Here is a 17,230-nt window from a genome sequence, read left to right on the forward strand (position 1 = left end):
TATAAAAACTTCCGTTACATAACGGAAGTTTTTTATGTTTAATTGTATGCGTTTTCATAATAAGATAAAAATATAGAAACATATAGCTTGGGGGAATTTAAAATGGCTGATATGCAAACTCCATTTGCGTTAATTTTACATGGTGGCAATGCGAGAAGCGCGGCGCTTGAAGCAATTGCTTTTGCAAGACAAGGAGATTTCGGGAATGCCGGTGAAAAGATGAAACTTGCTAGTGAGGAAATTTCAGCAGCGCACCGTATTCAAACGGATTTAATTCAAGAAGAGGCAAGAGGAAATCATGCAGAAATTAGTTTACTGTTAGTGCACGCACAAGATCATTTAATGAATGCAATTACAGTGAAAGAACTGGCTGAAGAGTTTATTGCTCTTCATAAACGAGTAGAAGAGAAAGTGACCGTATAAGATGTACATTTTATTATGTTGTGCAGCAGGTATGTCAACGAGTATGGTCGTAAGAAAAATGCAAGAAGAGGCAAAGAAACAGGGGAAGAATTATAAAATTAAGGCGGTTGATTCAGAACTAGTGAAGCTTGAAATTAAGGAAGCCGATGTCGTTTTAATTGGCCCACAGGTGAAATATTTATTTCCAGCTGTAGAGTTTCTTGCAAATTCATACAACATACCAGTTGCGATTATAGACCAACGAGATTATGGTATGTGTGATGGTTTGAAAGTGCTTAAGCAAGCAGAACAATTAGTTTTAGCATAATTATATCTTTTTAAATATAAACATTATAATGTTATAAAGTTTATTTCGTTCTTTTATAGTAGAGAGAAAGAGGAGGGCTATTGATGAATGGGTTTATGAGTTTTATGGAACAAAAGATTATGCCAACAACGCAAAAAATTGCAGGACAACGACATTTATTAGCAATTCGAAACGGAGTTATTTCTACATTACCGTTAACGATCGTCGGATCATTTTTCGTTATCTTTTTAAATTTACCAATTGATGCATATATGGAATGGATTGCACCGTTTCGCCATATTTTAGATATTCCATTTCGATTTACAGTAGGACTAATGGCATTATACGCAGCATTTGGAGTAGGGGCTTCGCTCGCGAACTTTTATCAGCTCAATCAGTTAAGTGCAGGGTTATTATCTGTACTCGCCTTTTTACTAGCATCAGTTGAACCAATTCAAATTACGAAAGCTGTACCAGGTGTTATTGATGCAGGGAGATATATTTCAGTAGGAACATTAAGTGCAACGTCTTTATTCGGCGCAATTGTTACAGCATTAATTGCAGTAGAAATTTATCATTTTATGATTAAGTATAATATCTCGATTAAATTACCAGATAGTGTACCACCAGCAGTTTCAAATTCGTTTGCAGCATTAATTCCAACGTTAGCAGTTATTCTTTTATTCTGGGGCATTCGCTACGGTTTGAAATTCGATGTAAATACAACAATTACATATTTAATCGCACCACTAAAATCAGTATTAGTAGGAAATAATTTATTCGGTGGTTTATTAACAGTATTCTTAATCGTGTTTTTCTGGTCATTCGGTATACATGGACCAGCGATTTTAGGACCAATTATTCGTCCGATGTGGGATTCAGCAATTCTTGAAAATATGGAAGTGTTCACGGCTACAGGAAATGCACATCAGTTACCAAACTTATTTACAGAGCAATTCATTCAATGGTTTGTATGGATTGGCGGATCAGGTTCAACGTTAGCTTTAGTAATTATGTTTATGTTCTCTAAATCTAAGTTCCTAAAAGAGTTAGGTAGATTATCATTCGTACCAGGTTTATTCAATATTAACGAACCAATTATTTTCGGTGCACCAATTGTAATGAACCCAATCTTAATTATTCCGTTCGTTATTACACCGTTAGTGACAACGACGGTATCATATTTCGCAGTTGTTTCAGGTATGATTCCACTTATGATGGCGAAACTGCCATTTACGATGTTAGCACCAATTGCAGCGGTGATTAGTACGGACTGGACAATTATGGCTGGTGTACTTGTACTTGTTAACTTTGTTATCTCGTTCGTTATTTACTATCCATTCTTCAAAATGTATGAGAAACAACAATTAGCAGGAGAGGAGAAAACAGAATGCTCGGAGCAATTATCATCTTAATTACATTCGTGGTCGGACAGTGTATTGCTCATTATTCGAAATGGGTACAAAGTAAATCTTTATTAGTGTTACTATTAGTATCAGTTTTATTTATCGGTTGTTCAATGGGTGCATATGTAATGTTAGGATTGCAATCACCGTACGTAATTATTGTACCGACAATTTTATGTGCAACGTGTTTATCTGCAAAATATAGATTTACGAGCATGGCATTAATACAACGTGTGAAGGAGATGCAAAAGCATGGAGCGTAAATTAGGAATTTCACTTTATCCAGAACATTCAACGAAAGAAAAAGATATGGCTTATATTTCCGCAGCGGCACGACACGGTTTTTCAAGAATATTTACTTGTTTGTTATCTGTGAATCGTCCGAAAGAAGAAATTGTAGCTGAATTTAAAGAGATTATCAATCACGCAAAAGATAACGATATGGAAGTTATTTTAGATGTAGCTCCGGCTGTGTTTGATCAGCTTGGTATTAGTTATAGCGATCTATCATTTTTCGCAGAGTTAGGCGCAGACGGTATTCGTTTAGATGTAGGTTTTGACGGATTGACGGAAGCGAAAATGACGAATAATCCGTACGGTTTAAAAATTGAGTTAAATGTAAGTAACGATATTGCGTACTTAGAAAATATTCTTTCGCATCAAGCGAATAAATCAGCTTTAATTGGTTGCCATAATTTTTATCCGCAAAAATTCACTGGTCTTCCGTACGATTATTTCATTCGCTGTAGTGAACGCTTTAAAAAGCATGGTATTCGCAGTGCAGCTTTTATTACATCACATGCCGCAAACATCGGTCCATGGGATATTAACGACGGATTATGTACGTTAGAAGAGCATCGTAATTTACCAATTGAAGTACAAGCGAAGCATTTATGGGCAACAGGGCTAATCGATGATGTCATTATCGGAAATGCTTATGCGAGTGAGGAAGAGTTAGAGAAACTAGGAAACTTAAATCGCTACATGTTACAGCTAAAGGTACACTTTGTAGACGAAGCGACTGAAGTAGAAAAGAGAGCCACGCTGCAAGAATTACATGTAAGGCGCGGTGACATAACAGAATATATGGTACGTTCTACAGAAGTGCGTAAAAAGTACAAAGACTATGACTTCCCAGTGCGCGAAAGTGTGCTACAGGAAAGAGGGCAAGTTGTAATTGGTAATAACTCATTCGGAAAGTATAAAGGTGAACTGCAAATCATCTTGAAAGAAATGCCGATAGATGAACGGAAAAATATCGTCGGTACAATTGCGGAAGAGGAGTTATTCTTACTAGATTATGTAGGAGCTTGGACGCAGTTTACTTGTGTGGAATAGAGAAGAGAAGGAGAGGATGCTGGGGCATTCTCTTTTTTCTGTTGATATAGTAGTCTATCGTATATAGAATGCAAAGAGATAGACTTAATTTGGACGGGAGAGAATGAGATGGAAGGGTATATAGATAGTTTATTAAGGCGGATGGCTGATGAAGATACAGAGGTTAGGCATCGTGCTTATGATGAAGCAAAAGAGCTAGATGACCTATTAACGTTTCCTTATTTACAGCAGAAGGTAACCAAAGCAAAAAAAATAGCAATGAAGAAAGATATGTATTATGTAATGACGAAACTTGCTATTAATACGAAAGAGATCAGTATTGCTGATTATCTTATAGATTGTTTGGAATGTGAACAAAACCCGACTTTGTTAAGTGAACTGCTTAGTAATATTTATACATTGCCAGAAGTAAGTGATACAAATAAAATTATTCCGTATATTTACCATAAAAACGATAGTGTTCGTTTTTGGGCAGTTTCTTCCTTAAAGTTATGTAAATCATTAGAAGCGGAGAGTGCTTTACTAAAGTTGCTGGATACTCAAGAAAATAAAGATGAGATTACAAATATTTGTTATACCTTGCTTGAGATTGGAACAAATCAATCGATTCTGCCGTTAACAAAGCTTTTATATAGTAATAGTGCCTATGTTCGTTCAACTGTTATTGAGGTGTTAGCAAAAATAGGGGGATCGGACTTGCAAATAGTTTATATTGAAGCTTTACAGGATAGAAATGTGATGGTGAAATATGAAGCTGTTCGAGCTATTTATACGTATGGCGACGAAATGGCAATGAGACCAATTTGCGAACGTGTGAATAAAATTGTTGCTAGAAGACGTAAAAATGAAGTAGAGCCTACGGATGAAGCAGAGATTATCATTGCTCTTCGTTTCTTACATAAGTTTGCTAATCATGAAGAAGTTTTAAAGATATTTGATAAAGTGTACAAAAAACGTGGAAACTTGTTTATGTCGGAGAGGAAGTGGCTTCGAGATAACATTACTTACTTTCAAGAGAAAGAAAGAATGTAAGAATCATAAAAAAGAGCCAGCCTCAAGGATGAGACTGACTCTTTTTTACTAACTAGTTTAATACTTTAACTGTAACTGTTTTACGTCCCCAGCTACTTGATGTACCTTTATCTGGCATTAAAACGTCGATTTTATTACCTTTAATAGCTCCACCAGTATCACCAGCGATTGCTACTCCGTAACCTTCAACCCATACTTTTGAACCTAATGGAATTACACTTGGATCAACTGCAATAAGTTTCATGTTTGGATTAGCTGTTAAGTTATGACCTAAAGCTGATTTTACTTGGTCGCCTGCTTTATAACCATTTTCAAGTGGATCTGCTGTGTAAGCTGTTGCTACAACTTGGAATTCACGAGAAGAAGATTGTGTGTTTTTCTCAGTTTCTTTTGCAACAGGTTGTTGTGTAGCTGGTTTTTGAACTTTATTAGCTGCTTCACGATCAGCTGCCTCTTGAGCCTTAGCTGCTTTACGAGCTTCAGCTGCTGCCTCTTGAGCTTTAGCTGCTTCACGAGCTTCAGCATCTGCCTGAGCTTTAGCTTCTGCTTGAGCCTTAGCTTCTGCTTGAGCTTTAGCCGCTGCTTGAGCTTTAGCCGCTGCTTGAGCTTCAGCTGCTTCCTGAGCTTTAGCTGCTTCACGAGCTTTAGCCGCTTCTTGAGCTTTAGTTTCTGCTTGAGCTTCAGCGTCTGCCTGAGCTTTAGCTTCTGCTTGAGCCTTAGCTGCTTCACGAGCTTTAGCTGCTTCTTGAGCTTTAACTTCTGCTTGAGCTTCAGCTGCTTCGCGAGCTTTAGTTGCTTCTTGAGCTTTAGCTTGAGTTTTAGCTTGAGTTTTAGCTACTTCCTGAGCTTTAGCCGCTTCACGAACTTTAGCTGTATCTTGAACTGTAGTCGTTTTTTCAACTTTAGCTACTGGTTGAACTTTAACTGGTGCTTTACCTGTTAAGTAAGGAACATGAACATAAGCTGTTTTTCCGTTATATTCAAATTGAATCCAATCATTTTGTACTTGGTGTGTTGTTTCAATTACATCATCTTTTTTCAACTTACCAAGAATCTCTGAGTCTGTGTTTGCTCCAGCACGTACGTTTAATACGTTTGCTGTTACGTAGTAAGTGTCTTTTGTATAGTCAGCGCTTATGAAAGCTTCTTTACCGCTATTCAATTGAACTTTTGACCAACCATTTTCTGTATGTAAAACATTTACTTTATATCCATCTAATAATTTTCCTACAACTTTTGATTCAGTAGTTGGGTTTTCTCGTACGTTTAGTACGTCAGTCGTTACGATTGTTTCTGCTTTAGCAGATGTTGTGAAAATCCCAAGACCAAAAACCGCTGCTGTTGCTATACCCATAAATTTTTTCATAATAGCCTCCATTGCATTTGTTTTCGTTGACCTCATTATAGCAACCATTATTTTCTTATTTGCGAAAAACATAAAATTACAAAGCTTTCGTAACGGGGCATTAATATTCTGTAACAATTCCATAAATATCCTGATAGCGCTTCCTTGTTGTTTTTTGGCGTATCAGGGCATATGAAACACAAAATGAGTAGTATTTCAATTACTTTAACGTTTATAATGTTACAGTAATATTTCTGAGTGATATCTATAGCGTTACGAAAGTAGCGTATTTTACTGTTTGAATGGAAATTTAGTTATAAAACGATAATATTTTTAGGCGTGAAGATATATAAATGAGGTGAAATTTAATAAAATATCGATATAATTGTTACAAAATCAGTCGAAGTATGGAAAAAATTACGCCTTGATTTTCGTCTATTACATAGTATTTTTGCAATAATAGAATTAGATAATAGCCTTAGTACCTATAAATAATGAAGAGTATTAGAATGATAGTTGTAACGTGAAACATATATAATAGAAGAAACTCAATTTAGTAGATAAATAAAAAACGTAGGAGTGTAAACTCCTACGTTTTTGTTTATTCATATCGTAAACATTCAATTGGATCCAGTTTGGCAGCTTTGTTAGCTGGTAGTAAACCGAATATAATACCGATTAACATTGAGATACCTACTGCAAGAAGTCCAAGTTCTTTTGAGACAACGAGTGGCCATCCAGCAAAGATTGAGACAATCCAAGCGAAGAAAATACCCAGCATGAATCCGATGAAACCACCAAGTCCTGTTAAAATACAAGATTCGATTAAGAATTGTGTTAATACTTTACCACGTGTTGCACCAAGTGCTTTACGAATACCAATCTCCCGTGTACGTTCTGTTACAGATACGAGCATGATGTTCATTACACCGATACCACCAACAAGTAAGGAGATAGCAGCAATACCACCAAATACCATTTTCATCATACCAATTGATTCGTCTAGTTGTTTCGTAAATTCACCTAAGTCTTGTGCTTCGAATTTGTGCTCAAATTTAGGAGCTTTCATTTCGTTTAAGACAGAAACGGCTTGTTTTTCTACACTTTTACGTTCTGTCGGAGAGGTCATTGTTAATCTTACAGAGTCATACTCATTTACTCCTGAAATGACAGGCGCATTTTCAAGTGATGTATAACCTTCAGGCATAGGCATTCCAAAGTCGTTTTTCGTTTCGTATACACCAACTATTTTATACGGCTTTCCTTTTATATCTGTGTATTGATTTGATTCCCAACCACTACTAAATAATTTGTTGAAAGCTTCTTCATTTAATATAACAGCAGGGATTGCTTGGTTTAGTTCACTGTCATTTAATTCACGACCGTGAACTAATTTTATTTTCGAATCTGTCATAAAGGCGCCTGTTCCACCTTTTAAATCAAGATTTACATCTTTTGAACCAGCAGATGCTTTTACTTTCATACTTACGTCTGGATACACATCTTTAACGCCTGGTACAGTTTGCAGACGGTTTAGCATATCAGGTGTGATTTTGGCACTATCTGTTCCGTAATCAGGATTGTTGTAGTAAATCGTTACTTCGTTATCTTTTCCTTGGCCTAATTCTTTTTTAAACTTTGCATTTGTACCATCACCCATTGAAATGATAGTAATAATGGCACTAATACCGATAATAATACCTAACATCGTTAAAATAGAACGCATTTTATGAGCAAAGATAGAGGAAAGGGCCATGCGTATATTTTCACTCGTATTCAAAATTAACCTCTCCAATCTTGGACGATATTTCCGTCACGAATTACAATTTGACGTGCTGCAGCTTCCCCGATTTCACGGTCATGGGTAATCATAATAATTGTTGAGCCTTGTTTATTTAATTCGTAAAAGAGGTCCATAATTTGTGTGCTTGTTTTTGTATCAAGTGCTCCCGTCGGTTCATCGGCTAAAATGAATTTTGGGTTATTTACGATTGCACGTGCAACAGCGACACGCTGCTTTTGTCCACCTGATAATTCGTTCGGTAAGTGAGTAGCGCGATCAGCTAAACCGACTTTTGTTAAAGCAGCTAATGAGCGCTCGCGTCTTTCTTTTTTATCGACTCCAGCGTAAATAAGAGGTAGTTCTACATTTTGAAGCGCTGTAAGTCTCGGTAATAACATGAAGTTTTGGAATACGAATCCGATCTCTTTATTACGTACGTGTGCAAGTTCTGTTTCAGTCATGTTTGAAATATTTTGACCGGCTAGTTCGTACGTACCTGTCGTCGGTTTATCTAAGCAACCGATAATGTTCATTAATGTTGATTTACCAGAACCAGAAGGTCCCATAATAGAAGTGAATTCTCCTTGGTTCAGTGTTACGTCAATTCCGTGTAATATTTGAACGGATTCTGCACCATTTTGGAAGGATTTCGTGATGCCTTTTAAGTTAATCACTGGGCGACAACCTCCATACCATCTTTTAAGTCTTTTTCAGGTTTAGAGATAATTTCCTCTCCTTTTTTCACTCCAGAAACTTTTGCTTCGCTATCAGTCTCGAATTCAACAGTAACTGCTTGTTCTTTCGCCTTACCGTCTTTTACAACGAAGACAACATTTTTATCACCTTTTTTCACGATACTGCTTTTCGGAACAATTGTACCAGTTGCTTCGCCAGATTTACTTGTTACGTAAACGTGGAAGCCGTTTTGTAATTCGTCACTATTATCTAATGTGACAGTGAATTGATAGTTAGAAACAGTTTTATTTTCATCCATGCTCTTTAATGGTGTAGAACCGATTTCTGTTACTTTTCCTGTCCAAGTCTTACCAGCGACAGTTTTTGATGAAACAGTTACTTCTTGCCCAACTTTCATACTAGCAAGCTCATATTCAGAAAGTTGACCTTTTACTTTAAATTGACCAGCGTGACGAAGAGTAATTCCGCTCATACCTGTTTTTTCGTCAGCAGTTTTTACGATATCATCAATTACGCCATCAGCAGGACTTGTTACAGAAAGAGTGTTTACTTTCTCTTTTGCTGCTTTAATCATTTCATCAGCTTTTTCAACTTCAAACTTTTTCATTTCAAGTTGTGATTCTAATTGCCCAACTTCAGCTTCTGATGCTTTTAATGCTTCAGCGGGAAGGCCTGCATTTTTATCTTTTTGTAATTTTTGTTTCGCCGCATCAATTTGTTTTTGGAACAACGTTACTTCTTTTTGTGCGATTTTCTTTTGCATTTCTGCTTCTGTTACACCTTGTTTAGCAGTCGGATCATTGTATTTAAATAGAAGCTGACCTTTTTTCACTTCATCGCCTTTTTTTACAGCTAATTCATATGTTCCTTTTGTTGGATCGAATGAAATAGTTTCAATTCCATTTGGAATAACTTCGCCACCAAATTTTTGCGCGTTTTGGATTTGTTTTTCAGTTACTTTATATCCGCTATATGCCATTGCTACTTCTGAACCGCCCCCAGCAAATGCAAAGTATGATCCAGCTGCAATTCCGATTGCTACTACACTAGTAATTAACACCTTATTTTTCTTTTTCATCTATTTATCACCTTTTCGTTCGTTTTAGTATCTACATTAAGTATAGAAGAGGTGAAGAATCTGACAAATCGTTTTAGCTTACAATAACCTTACAGTTTTGTAAGGTATGAATATGTAAATGTAAGGTAGAGGTTGTCCTATTGTAAGCAAATGAATTGACTCGTTGTTTCTTTCTTACAATAATATTGTATGAAGGAGAGGAGGAAGGAAGATGGAAGCTTATTTTAGTGCGCATCCATTAAAACCGTTTATTCCATACTCAAGGCAACATGCCATTATATTATTTATTATGTTGGTGGGGATATTTTTTCTGTATCAATACCAAGATTTATTACGTCAAAATGAGTGGAATATAACGGTTCGATATGCGATTGCATTTTTATTTATAGGTAGTGAAATTGGGCTTCATATGTGGGAGTGGAAAGCGGGGATTTTTGAGCTAGCTACTTCATTACCGTTTGAGTTATGTACAATTAGTTTGTTGTTAGCGTCGATTATGATTGTAACGAAAAGTTATCGAATATATGAGATTGTATTTTTTACGGGAATTATTGGTGCATCACAAGCCATTTTAACACCAAATTTGCAATATGCTTTTCCGCATTTTCGTTTCATTGAATATTTTATCGCGCATGTATTGCTCATTTGGGCACCACTCTTTATGACTTGGGTGGAAGGCTATAGACCGACCTTGCAATCTATTAAGCGTACGATGATATTTTTAAACATATTGATTCCGCTTGTTTCGTTTGTGAATTATAAAACAGGTGGTAATTATATGTTTTTAGCTCATAAGCCAGAAACAGCTTCATTACTCGATATGTTAGGACCGCATCCTTACTATATTATTTCATTAGAACTCGCAGCACTTATTGGATGTTTTATTTTATATATGCCGTTTGCGAAAAGAGAAAGGCATGCGCATAAAGAATCACTAGGATCATAACCTAGTGATTTTTTACGTTTAAAATATTTACAATTCAGAAAATTAAGAATAAAATTAGAGAGTAAAATATAAAGAGAGAGAAGGGAAAACGTGGTCAAAAAAGTTTTTCTGAATGGGATGGAAGTGACAATTCAATTTATTATTTCGATTTTGGGGATTATTATGTTAGGGGCTCTGCCGAAATTGTTTTATGGATTTAAGCTGGATGTATCAAAGTACATACAGAGTTTAAAAGAAGTGTTTGTGAACTTAATGGATATTTCCAATTTGCAATATGTGAGAGGTAAATTTTTATTTCCGCAGCTGTTCGTCCATTATAAAGAAACGATTATTATTTTTTTAGCTGCTTTTTTTATTTCATTATTTGTAGCATTTTGTATTGTTTATGTAATTATGAGTAGTTCACCGCGTATACAACATCGAATTAAATCATTTCTCATCTTCCTAGAATCCATTCCAGATATCCTTCTTATTTTAGTATCACAAATTTTAGTTGTATGGTTTTTTAAACAAACAGGTTTTTTACCTTTTCAAATTGCTTCAATTGGAGGCGAGTCGATTAGAGGGTTGCCAATATTGTGCTTGAGCATCCCGACTACGATTATGTTTGTAAAAATGGTCGTGCTTCGTTTTGAAAATGAACTAGAAAAAGATTATGTACTATTTGCTAAGGCGAAAGGGCTGGGGCGCTTTCATATTTTAAATCGTCATATTTTACGAAATGTGTTGCTTAGTACATTATTCTTTGCGAAAACGAATATCTTTTTTATGTTATCTAATTTATATATTATAGAATGGATTTTTAATACGGGTGGTATTTTTATGTTTTTGAAATCGTATTTCGGTATTAGAGTTGAGGTTTTCATCGTTAGTGTGCTTCTTATATATATTCCGATTTTTATTTTATTTAAATTGTTTCATTATCTCATTCCGGCTGCGATGAAGGAGAGATTATAATATGTGGACGTATATAAAACGTGATAAAAGATTTTGGATAAGCATTGGGTTTCTTCTCCTATTAGTTCTTTTGAGCATCGGAAATACGTTATGGAATGATGGACATATTAGACAAGTTACATTGCAATATGATGTGGATGAAAATCCACAAGTGCCACCGTTTCCACCTTCATTACAATTTTTACTCGGGACAGACCGGAAAGGGTATGACCTGTTACATTTAGTCATTGAAGGCGCGAAGTGGACGATTGGTATATCTATTTTAATTGCGGCACTTAGAATGGTGATAGGTGTGTTTTTCGGTGTCGTACTCGGAACGTATATAAAAAGAGGATTTTCAAAAATTGAGGCTTTCTTTGATAGTTTTACAGTTATTCCGACAGTTATGATTGCGTATTTTTTTCTTCAATCTGCAAATGCATTTGGAAGCGGAGAGGAGACAACAACCTTTTTTGAAAGGGCTTCGTTTCAAGTGGTATTACTTGTACTGCTTGTAATGCCAGTTATTGCACTGTATGTTGCGAAGGAAGTTCGTAAATTGCGAACGGAAGAATTTGTTGATGCCGCGCGCATATTAGGCGGATCGAGAAGACGTATTGTTATAAAACATCTTTTTCCGCATCTCTATATGACTTTTATACTCGTATTTCTTCAACAGTTTACGCAGAGTCTTACTATTTTACTGCACTTAGGATTACTTGAAGTGTTCTTTGGTGGGACTGTTACGTTTGGTGGACCTATAAAAGAGGTGGAATCTTATACGCATGAATGGTCAGGTTTAATTGGAGTATACTTTAGATCATTAACAGTGCATCCATGGATTCCTCTCGTCCCGATTACATTTTTCGGGCTAACTATTTTTTCAGGAAATATGATTGTGAAAAGTATAGAAGAGGCAATGTTGAAAGTAAGGTTAGGAGGGGAGAGAAAGAGGAAAGATGTAGAAGAGGAACAATCTGCTTTGCAGTCAAAAGAAGAGTTATTTACTTTTAAACATACGATGTGAAGAGAAAGAAGAAGCAAGCATGGATTTCATGCTTGCTTCTTTTCTTTATTTTGTAGAAACTTCACCTGCAGCTTCTGTTTGCGGAATAAAGTATCCAATTATACCACCGATTATTGCTGGAATGATCCAGCCAATTCCTAAGTTATAAAAAGGAATGGTGTGTACGATATTAGCGATAAAATCTGGTATCATTTCCACATTATCAAGTGCATGAATACAGCTAATAATAAACGCTGCGATCATCGCTCCAATGTAGACAGAAGGTTTACGTTTCGTATATTTATCGATAAATGATACGAAAACTAAAATGATCGTAATTGGGTACAAAATAATTAATACAGGTAAAGTAATTTTAATTAATAAGCTTAATCCTAAGTTTGAAATAACGAAACTAAAGATACAAACGTATAGTACAAGCTTTTTGTATGAAACATTTGTTAGCACTGTTGTGAAGTAATTTGCAAATGCACTTACAACACCAATTGCCGTTGTTAAACAAGCGAAGATAATGGCGATACTTAATAAAATATTACCGCTTGTCCCAAAAAATTGATACATAACAGTAGCTAATAGCTGCCCACCGTTTTCGAATTGTCCTAAGTTTCCGTTTGAAGCTCCAATATAACCGAGTAAGAAGTAAACAATTGTTAAGAATAGAGCAGCGATACTTCCGCAAATGATTGTATATTTTGCGATAGATTTCTTCTCTTGTATACCATTTTGACGAATTGCATTTACAACAATTGTTGATAGTACGAGAGCGCCAATTGCATCTAACGTTAAAAATCCTTCAAGAAATCCTTTGAAAAACGGGATGTCTTTATAGTCACCGATAGGCTCTGCAAACGTCCCTGGTGAAAGAATCGCTTTTGTTGCCATAATTGCAATAATTACAAGTAAAATTGGCGTTAATATTTTACCGATATGATCTACTAGCTTGGATGGATTTAATGATAAGAAGTAAACGACTGTAAAGAAAATCGCACTAAAAACTAACATAGAATACCATTGATCTGGGAAAAGTGGTGCAATCCCGATTTCATAAGATACAGATCCAGTTCGTGGAATAACAAATAGTGGGCCGATTGAAAGATAAATAATGATAGCGAATACTGCTGCGAATTTTGGATGAACACGGCTCGCTAAAGTGTTAAAACTACCACCAGCAAGGGCAACAGCAACGATAGCAAGTAAAGATAAACCGACGTCTGTAATAATAAACCCTGTAATGGAAACCCACATATTTTCTCCGGAAGAAAGACCGAGAAGGGGCGGGAAAATCATATTACCAGCACCGAAGAAAACTGCGAATAGTAATAAACTAATCGAAAGTATTTGCGCTGGTTTTAAAGTTGTATGCATATAAAGAAAATCCTCCTAATGAGTGTTTTTGTCGAAAATTCAAACAATTTGTCGAGTAACTGTTATTATTTTAAAGGTCTGATGACTAGAAAGCAATAGGGAATTTTGAAAATATTAAAAAATAATGCATTAAATCGAATAAATATACTATTTATATGTTTAATAGGAAGGATTTAACTTTTAACGTAAAAAAACACATATCGCTAGGATACGTGTATTAAAAATATATTTTTCTATCGCGTTCTTCTTTTAAAATTTCAACCGCTTCTCGGAAACGTTGTGAATGAACGATTTCACGTTCACGTAAGAAGCGTAGACTATCATTTATATCTGGATCATCGGATAAGTTAATGAGCCATTGATATGTTGCTCGTGCTTTTTCTTCAGCTGCAATATCCTCGTATAGATCGGCAATTGGATCACCTTTAGCCTGTATATAGGTTGCAGTAAATGGAACACCAGCAGCGTTATGGTAATGAAGAGCACTGTCATGATCAGCGTAATGAGGGTCAAGACCAGCAGCTTTCATTTGTTCAGGGGTCGCATCTTTCGTCAGCTTATAAACCATCGTAGCAATCATTTCAAGGTGAGCAAATTCTTCTGTACCAATATCAGTAAGTAGGCCAATGACTTTATCAGGAATTGTATAACGTTGATTTAAGTAACGTAGTGCAGCAGCTAATTCTCCATCTGCACCACCGTATTGCTCGATTAATAATTTTGCAAGTGCGGGATTGCAAGTTCCCACTTTAACTGGGTATTGTAATTTCTTTTCATAAATCCACATAGTTTCTCTCCTTTATATTTGCCATGGCCAAGGACCTTTGCTCCATTCCCAAGGGGCATTAGAATAGCTGTTTCCAAACTGTTGGAGTGGTCCGTATTTTTCTTCCATCTTTTGTTTTAATACTCTCCGTTTATAGGAAAAGTCATTAAATTGATTAATCGCAGCGGTGTCATCTGGATGTGTATCTAAATAAAGAGTGAGTTCAACTAGTACAAAGTCCAGTTCTTGAAGCTCCAGTAAAAGTTTATAGTATTCTTCTGGTAGCGATTGATTCACGACAGTAGTCACCGCCCTTTTTTATAAGGATTTTCATAATAGTCATAAAAAACAGGCCATAAAGTCCCTTTTTGTAGTGCTTCTTTTGGTGTGAATTGTGGTAAGTTTGGCGGTTGAAAGCCTAAAAATAAATTAGGAGGAGTAGAATAATATTTTTTTCCAATAGGAGGACAGGGATCGAGAGGACTATGATAGGGCACGAATGATCTCATATATTTATTCACGAATAAACCTCCTTAAGTGTTCATTACTACGTATTGTATTCAGACATAATAGGCATTTATGACACATATAAAAAAGTAATAGGTACGGGGGGAATGAATGTGGAGAATGTGAAACAATTCATTGTATTGGAAGTGAAAAACTTAAAGGAAACTTTGTATTTTTACGAAGGGATTTTAGGAATTAAACCTAGTTTAGAAAGACCTCAATTAGATGTAACAGGGGTTTGGTATGATGCTGACTCAACGAGAATTAGTTTTATTATGAAGCGCAGTTTGGGCGGGCGTGAGAAGAGTGTTACGGACTCAGTTGATGTTCTAACGTTTTCAATTTCTAACATAGAGAATATAAAGAAGAGGTTAGTATTTTATAAAATCGCATACACAGAAAACAAAAGTGAGAAGAGTATTGTGGTACAAGACCCGGATGGATATAAACTTCAAGTGATAGAGAAGGATGAATAGACGGAGGGGATTTAGTGGAGAGAAATTATGAAGAAAGTGCGTTGTTTGAGCATCAATTTTGGTTAAAAGTACTTACTGATCATGCACAATTTTTACTGGATGCATTAGCTCCGAAGGAAAAAGAGGATATAAAAAAAGCTACTTACTTTGTTGAAACATTTACGAATTTGTTAAATAAAGTTCGGAATGTGAATCTGATGGCATTTTCAAAAGAGGCAGAACAAGCCGCTAAGGAGATTCGGGCGTTTAAATTAAATATTATACAGAAGCAGTTGGAAGGGAAAATTACGATTCATTTTACGCCAACTTTTATTAATCATATGGTAAACGAAGTGGAAGAGTATATAGCAGTTTTAGAGTTTTTGAAGAAAGGGGAAGTTCCGCCTGTTTTTCATGAATTACATTATCATCTCGTTTGGTTAACGGATGCGGCTGGTCACGCAGGCTCTGTTTCTGGTGGATTAGATCTTGTTGAAAAAAGATTAAAAGAGAAAAGCGAAGAATTTACGAAGCATTTTGAACAATTTTACTTAAAGGCAGTTGAAATGACAGGGTATTTACGAACGGAGCTTCATCATTTTCCAGCATTAAAGAAGTTTACGAAAGATGTTTCACTTGAATTGAAATTATTTTCGCATTTTTTACATGAAGTGGAAGAGCTCGAGTTATCGAATGAAGTATTAAGTGTATTATCGGCTAGAATGGCAGATCATATGGCAAGAGAGGAATGTTACTACTTATTAAAACTAGCTCAATCGTCTGGACTTGAAATGCCGAAATGTAATCCGCTTTAAAGAAAAAGAGGTCAATTTTATTTGGCCCCTTTTTCTGTTTTATTGTCTCTTTTTATTTTTGCTTGTTCAATGCTTGCCTGTAATGTCTCCATAATATTAATGATGTTCGGAGTTGGAGAGATTGTTTCAGTTTTTTCCTGTTGTTCAATTTTATTCTCGATTAATTCGGTAAGGGCTTCTTTATATTCATCTGTATACATTTCTTGTTCAAAAGGATTTGTAAGGTGGTGGATTAAATTAATTGCTGCGGTGAGTTCTTGTTTTTGTATAGGATAATTTTCGTTACTTGGTAAGTTAGGTGTATTTGTTATAGCGCGAATTTCATTAGGGTAGTGGATGGTTTGTAACATTAGTCCATCTTCAAAGTTACGGATAATAGCTAAATGTTGTTTTTTTCTAATAGAAATATGAATAAGCCCAAGTTTATTTGTACGTTCAAGAGCTTCTTTTAATAATAAATAGGATTTTTCATGTCCTGGGGTAGGTCCTATAAAATAAGAGCGATCATAAAGAACAGAATCAATTTCGTTATTTTGGACAAAAGATATAATACGAATGGATCGTGGTTCATGAGCTTGTTGTAATTCAGCTAATTCTTTTTCATCCATAATAATATATTTATGAGGTGCGTATTCATAGGCTTTTACAATATCGTTATCATCAATTTCTTCATCCGTACAATCGGGAGCGAACTTTTTATATTTAATAGGTGTTAAGCATTCTTTATGGAGACTTAAAAATTTTATGTCGTTTTCTTCTACGGCACTGTATAGTTTAATTCCTATATTTAATAGTCCAAGTGAAAGTGCGCCTTTCCAGACGGTATGCAAATGAAACATCTTCCTTTGTTCAAAAATGGTTATGTATATTATGAGATAGTAAGAAATTTCCTATACGTTTTTTGTTTTTTACGGAAGGGATTGGAATATAAAATATATTGACAAGCCCTCTGAAATATTTTAATGTGAGTGTATAAAATTGTGTATAAAGGGGAGTAACTTATTACAATAAAGTCGTCATTACAGGGAG

20 protein-coding genes are annotated in these 17,230 nt (G+C 35.5%); 11 read left to right on the plus strand and 9 right to left on the minus strand.

The annotated features are described in order from the left end of the window. Positions 1-102: 102 nt before the first annotated feature. From DN407_RS04110 to DN407_RS04135, 6 genes are all read left to right on the plus strand, one after another. Positions 103-423: a PTS lactose/cellobiose transporter subunit IIA gene (locus DN407_RS04110; RefSeq protein WP_000774631.1), complete on the plus strand. Its 321-nt coding sequence runs from the start codon at positions 103-105 to the stop codon at positions 421-423. A gap of 1 nt (position 424) precedes the next feature. Further along, a complete protein-coding gene (locus DN407_RS04115) occupies positions 425-730 on the plus strand; it encodes a PTS sugar transporter subunit IIB (RefSeq protein WP_000275642.1) in 306 nt (101 codons plus the stop codon). 83 nt (positions 731-813) lie between these two features. Continuing rightward, positions 814-2,124 (plus strand): PTS sugar transporter subunit IIC, encoded by a 1,311-nt coding sequence (locus DN407_RS04120; protein ID WP_149216034.1) that lies wholly within the window; start codon positions 814-816, stop codon positions 2,122-2,124. Then, the gene (locus DN407_RS04125; protein ID WP_000900048.1) at positions 2,100-2,378 is read left to right on the plus strand and encodes a hypothetical protein; all 279 of its coding nucleotides are present in this window, start codon (positions 2,100-2,102) and stop codon (positions 2,376-2,378) included. The genes DN407_RS04120 and DN407_RS04125 overlap by 25 nt, the downstream gene beginning before the upstream one ends. After that, positions 2,368-3,453 carry a DUF871 domain-containing protein gene (locus tag DN407_RS04130; protein WP_061654740.1) on the plus strand — a complete coding sequence of 362 codons (1,086 nt, stop codon included), beginning with the start codon at positions 2,368-2,370 and terminating at the stop codon, positions 3,451-3,453. Before DN407_RS04125 ends, DN407_RS04130 begins: the two co-directional genes overlap by 11 nt. A gap of 108 nt (positions 3,454-3,561) precedes the next feature. Continuing rightward, a complete protein-coding gene (locus tag DN407_RS04135) occupies positions 3,562-4,485 on the plus strand; it encodes a HEAT repeat domain-containing protein (RefSeq protein WP_061654739.1) in 924 nt (307 codons plus the stop codon). 52 nt (positions 4,486-4,537) lie between these two features. Here the strand turns inward: DN407_RS04135 and entC are convergent, their stop codons facing one another. The 4 genes from entC to DN407_RS04155 form a co-directional block, all read right to left on the minus strand. Next, entirely contained in the window at positions 4,538-5,974 is a 1,437-nt protein-coding gene (gene entC, locus DN407_RS04140) for a cell wall-binding protein EntC (protein WP_149216035.1), read from the minus strand. Between the two features lie 457 nt (positions 5,975-6,431). Further along, on the minus strand, positions 6,432-7,586 hold the full coding sequence (locus tag DN407_RS04145; RefSeq protein ID WP_001986269.1) for an ABC transporter permease: 1,155 nt from the start codon (positions 7,584-7,586) through the stop codon (positions 6,432-6,434). Positions 7,587-7,612: 26 nt separating this feature from the next. Next, positions 7,613-8,287: an ABC transporter ATP-binding protein gene (locus DN407_RS04150; protein WP_000609104.1), complete on the minus strand. Its 675-nt coding sequence runs from the start codon at positions 8,285-8,287 to the stop codon at positions 7,613-7,615. After that, positions 8,284-9,387 carry an efflux RND transporter periplasmic adaptor subunit gene (locus DN407_RS04155; RefSeq protein ID WP_000728828.1) on the minus strand — a complete coding sequence of 368 codons (1,104 nt, stop codon included), beginning with the start codon at positions 9,385-9,387 and terminating at the stop codon, positions 8,284-8,286. The genes DN407_RS04150 and DN407_RS04155 overlap by 4 nt, the downstream gene beginning before the upstream one ends. Positions 9,388-9,598: 211 nt before the next feature. On the opposite strand from DN407_RS04155, the gene DN407_RS04160 reads away from it, so the two are divergent. From DN407_RS04160 to DN407_RS04170, 3 genes are all read left to right on the plus strand, one after another. After that, complete coding sequence (locus tag DN407_RS04160) at positions 9,599-10,333, plus strand: YwaF family protein (protein ID WP_016109278.1); 735 nt, start codon at positions 9,599-9,601, stop codon at positions 10,331-10,333. A 90-nt stretch (positions 10,334-10,423) separates the two neighbouring features. Continuing rightward, the gene (locus DN407_RS04165) at positions 10,424-11,290 is read left to right on the plus strand and encodes an ABC transporter permease subunit (protein WP_118043412.1); all 867 of its coding nucleotides are present in this window, start codon (positions 10,424-10,426) and stop codon (positions 11,288-11,290) included. Between the two features lies 1 nt (position 11,291). Then, a complete protein-coding gene (locus tag DN407_RS04170) occupies positions 11,292-12,296 on the plus strand; it encodes an ABC transporter permease (RefSeq protein ID WP_000269984.1) in 1,005 nt (334 codons plus the stop codon). A 45-nt stretch (positions 12,297-12,341) separates the two neighbouring features. Here the strand turns inward: DN407_RS04170 and brnQ2 are convergent, their stop codons facing one another. The 4 genes from brnQ2 to DN407_RS04190 form a co-directional block, all read right to left on the minus strand. Continuing rightward, positions 12,342-13,658, minus strand: a complete 1,317-nt coding sequence (gene brnQ2, locus DN407_RS04175; protein WP_000557553.1) for a branched-chain amino acid transport system II carrier protein BrnQ2 — start codon at positions 13,656-13,658, stop codon at positions 12,342-12,344. A gap of 217 nt (positions 13,659-13,875) precedes the next feature. After that, the gene (gene cotJC, locus DN407_RS04180; protein ID WP_000265274.1) at positions 13,876-14,445 is read right to left on the minus strand and encodes a spore coat protein CotJC; all 570 of its coding nucleotides are present in this window, start codon (positions 14,443-14,445) and stop codon (positions 13,876-13,878) included. A 12-nt stretch (positions 14,446-14,457) separates the two neighbouring features. Then, positions 14,458-14,721 (minus strand): spore coat protein CotJB, encoded by a 264-nt coding sequence (locus tag DN407_RS04185; protein ID WP_001076509.1) that lies wholly within the window; start codon positions 14,719-14,721, stop codon positions 14,458-14,460. An 8-nt stretch (positions 14,722-14,729) separates the two neighbouring features. After that, entirely contained in the window at positions 14,730-14,945 is a 216-nt protein-coding gene (locus tag DN407_RS04190; RefSeq protein WP_001046257.1) for a spore coat associated protein CotJA, read from the minus strand. Between the two features lie 93 nt (positions 14,946-15,038). Here DN407_RS04190 and DN407_RS04195 point away from each other — a divergent pair, with 93 nt between their 5' ends. Together DN407_RS04195 and DN407_RS04200 are read left to right on the plus strand one after the other, a co-directional pair. Further along, positions 15,039-15,407 (plus strand): VOC family protein, encoded by a 369-nt coding sequence (locus DN407_RS04195; protein ID WP_098023156.1) that lies wholly within the window; start codon positions 15,039-15,041, stop codon positions 15,405-15,407. 14 nt (positions 15,408-15,421) lie between these two features. Beyond that, positions 15,422-16,201 carry a DUF2935 domain-containing protein gene (locus DN407_RS04200; protein WP_149216036.1) on the plus strand — a complete coding sequence of 260 codons (780 nt, stop codon included), beginning with the start codon at positions 15,422-15,424 and terminating at the stop codon, positions 16,199-16,201. A gap of 17 nt (positions 16,202-16,218) precedes the next feature. Here the strand turns inward: DN407_RS04200 and ku are convergent, their stop codons facing one another. Then, positions 16,219-17,031, minus strand: coding sequence for a non-homologous end joining protein Ku (gene ku, locus DN407_RS04205; protein WP_149216037.1), 813 nt, complete (start codon positions 17,029-17,031; stop codon positions 16,219-16,221). Positions 17,032-17,230: the final 199 nt, after the last annotated feature.

This window comes from Bacillus sp. JAS24-2, assembly GCF_008274905.1.
Lineage (GTDB): Bacteria > Bacillota > Bacilli > Bacillales > Bacillaceae_G > Bacillus_A > Bacillus_A cereus.

What these genes read in the sequence shown, in the direction of transcription:
- DN407_RS04110 (WP_000774631.1), top strand. Translation starts at nt 103, where the DNA reads ATGGCTGATATGCAAACTCCATTTGCGTTAATTTTACATGGTGGCAAT.
- DN407_RS04115 (WP_000275642.1), top strand. Translation starts at nt 425, where the DNA reads ATGTACATTTTATTATGTTGTGCAGCAGGTATGTCAACGAGTATGGTC.
- DN407_RS04120 (WP_149216034.1), top strand. Translation starts at nt 814, where the DNA reads ATGAATGGGTTTATGAGTTTTATGGAACAAAAGATTATGCCAACAACG.
- DN407_RS04125 (WP_000900048.1), top strand. Translation starts at nt 2,100, where the DNA reads ATGCTCGGAGCAATTATCATCTTAATTACATTCGTGGTCGGACAGTGT.
- DN407_RS04130 (WP_061654740.1), top strand. Translation starts at nt 2,368, where the DNA reads ATGGAGCGTAAATTAGGAATTTCACTTTATCCAGAACATTCAACGAAA.
- DN407_RS04135 (WP_061654739.1), top strand. Translation starts at nt 3,562, where the DNA reads ATGGAAGGGTATATAGATAGTTTATTAAGGCGGATGGCTGATGAAGAT.
- entC (WP_149216035.1), bottom strand. Translation starts at nt 5,974, where the DNA reads ATGGAATTGTTACAGAATATTAATGCCCCGTTACGAAAGCTTTGTAAT.
- DN407_RS04145 (WP_001986269.1), bottom strand. Translation starts at nt 7,586, where the DNA reads ATGGCCCTTTCCTCTATCTTTGCTCATAAAATGCGTTCTATTTTAACG.
- DN407_RS04155 (WP_000728828.1), bottom strand. Translation starts at nt 9,387, where the DNA reads ATGAAAAAGAAAAATAAGGTGTTAATTACTAGTGTAGTAGCAATCGGA.
- DN407_RS04160 (WP_016109278.1), top strand. Translation starts at nt 9,599, where the DNA reads ATGGAAGCTTATTTTAGTGCGCATCCATTAAAACCGTTTATTCCATAC.
- DN407_RS04170 (WP_000269984.1), top strand. Translation starts at nt 11,292, where the DNA reads ATGTGGACGTATATAAAACGTGATAAAAGATTTTGGATAAGCATTGGG.
- brnQ2 (WP_000557553.1), bottom strand. Translation starts at nt 13,658, where the DNA reads ATGCATACAACTTTAAAACCAGCGCAAATACTTTCGATTAGTTTATTA.
- cotJC (WP_000265274.1), bottom strand. Translation starts at nt 14,445, where the DNA reads ATGTGGATTTATGAAAAGAAATTACAATACCCAGTTAAAGTGGGAACT.
- DN407_RS04195 (WP_098023156.1), top strand. Translation starts at nt 15,039, where the DNA reads ATGAATGTGGAGAATGTGAAACAATTCATTGTATTGGAAGTGAAAAAC.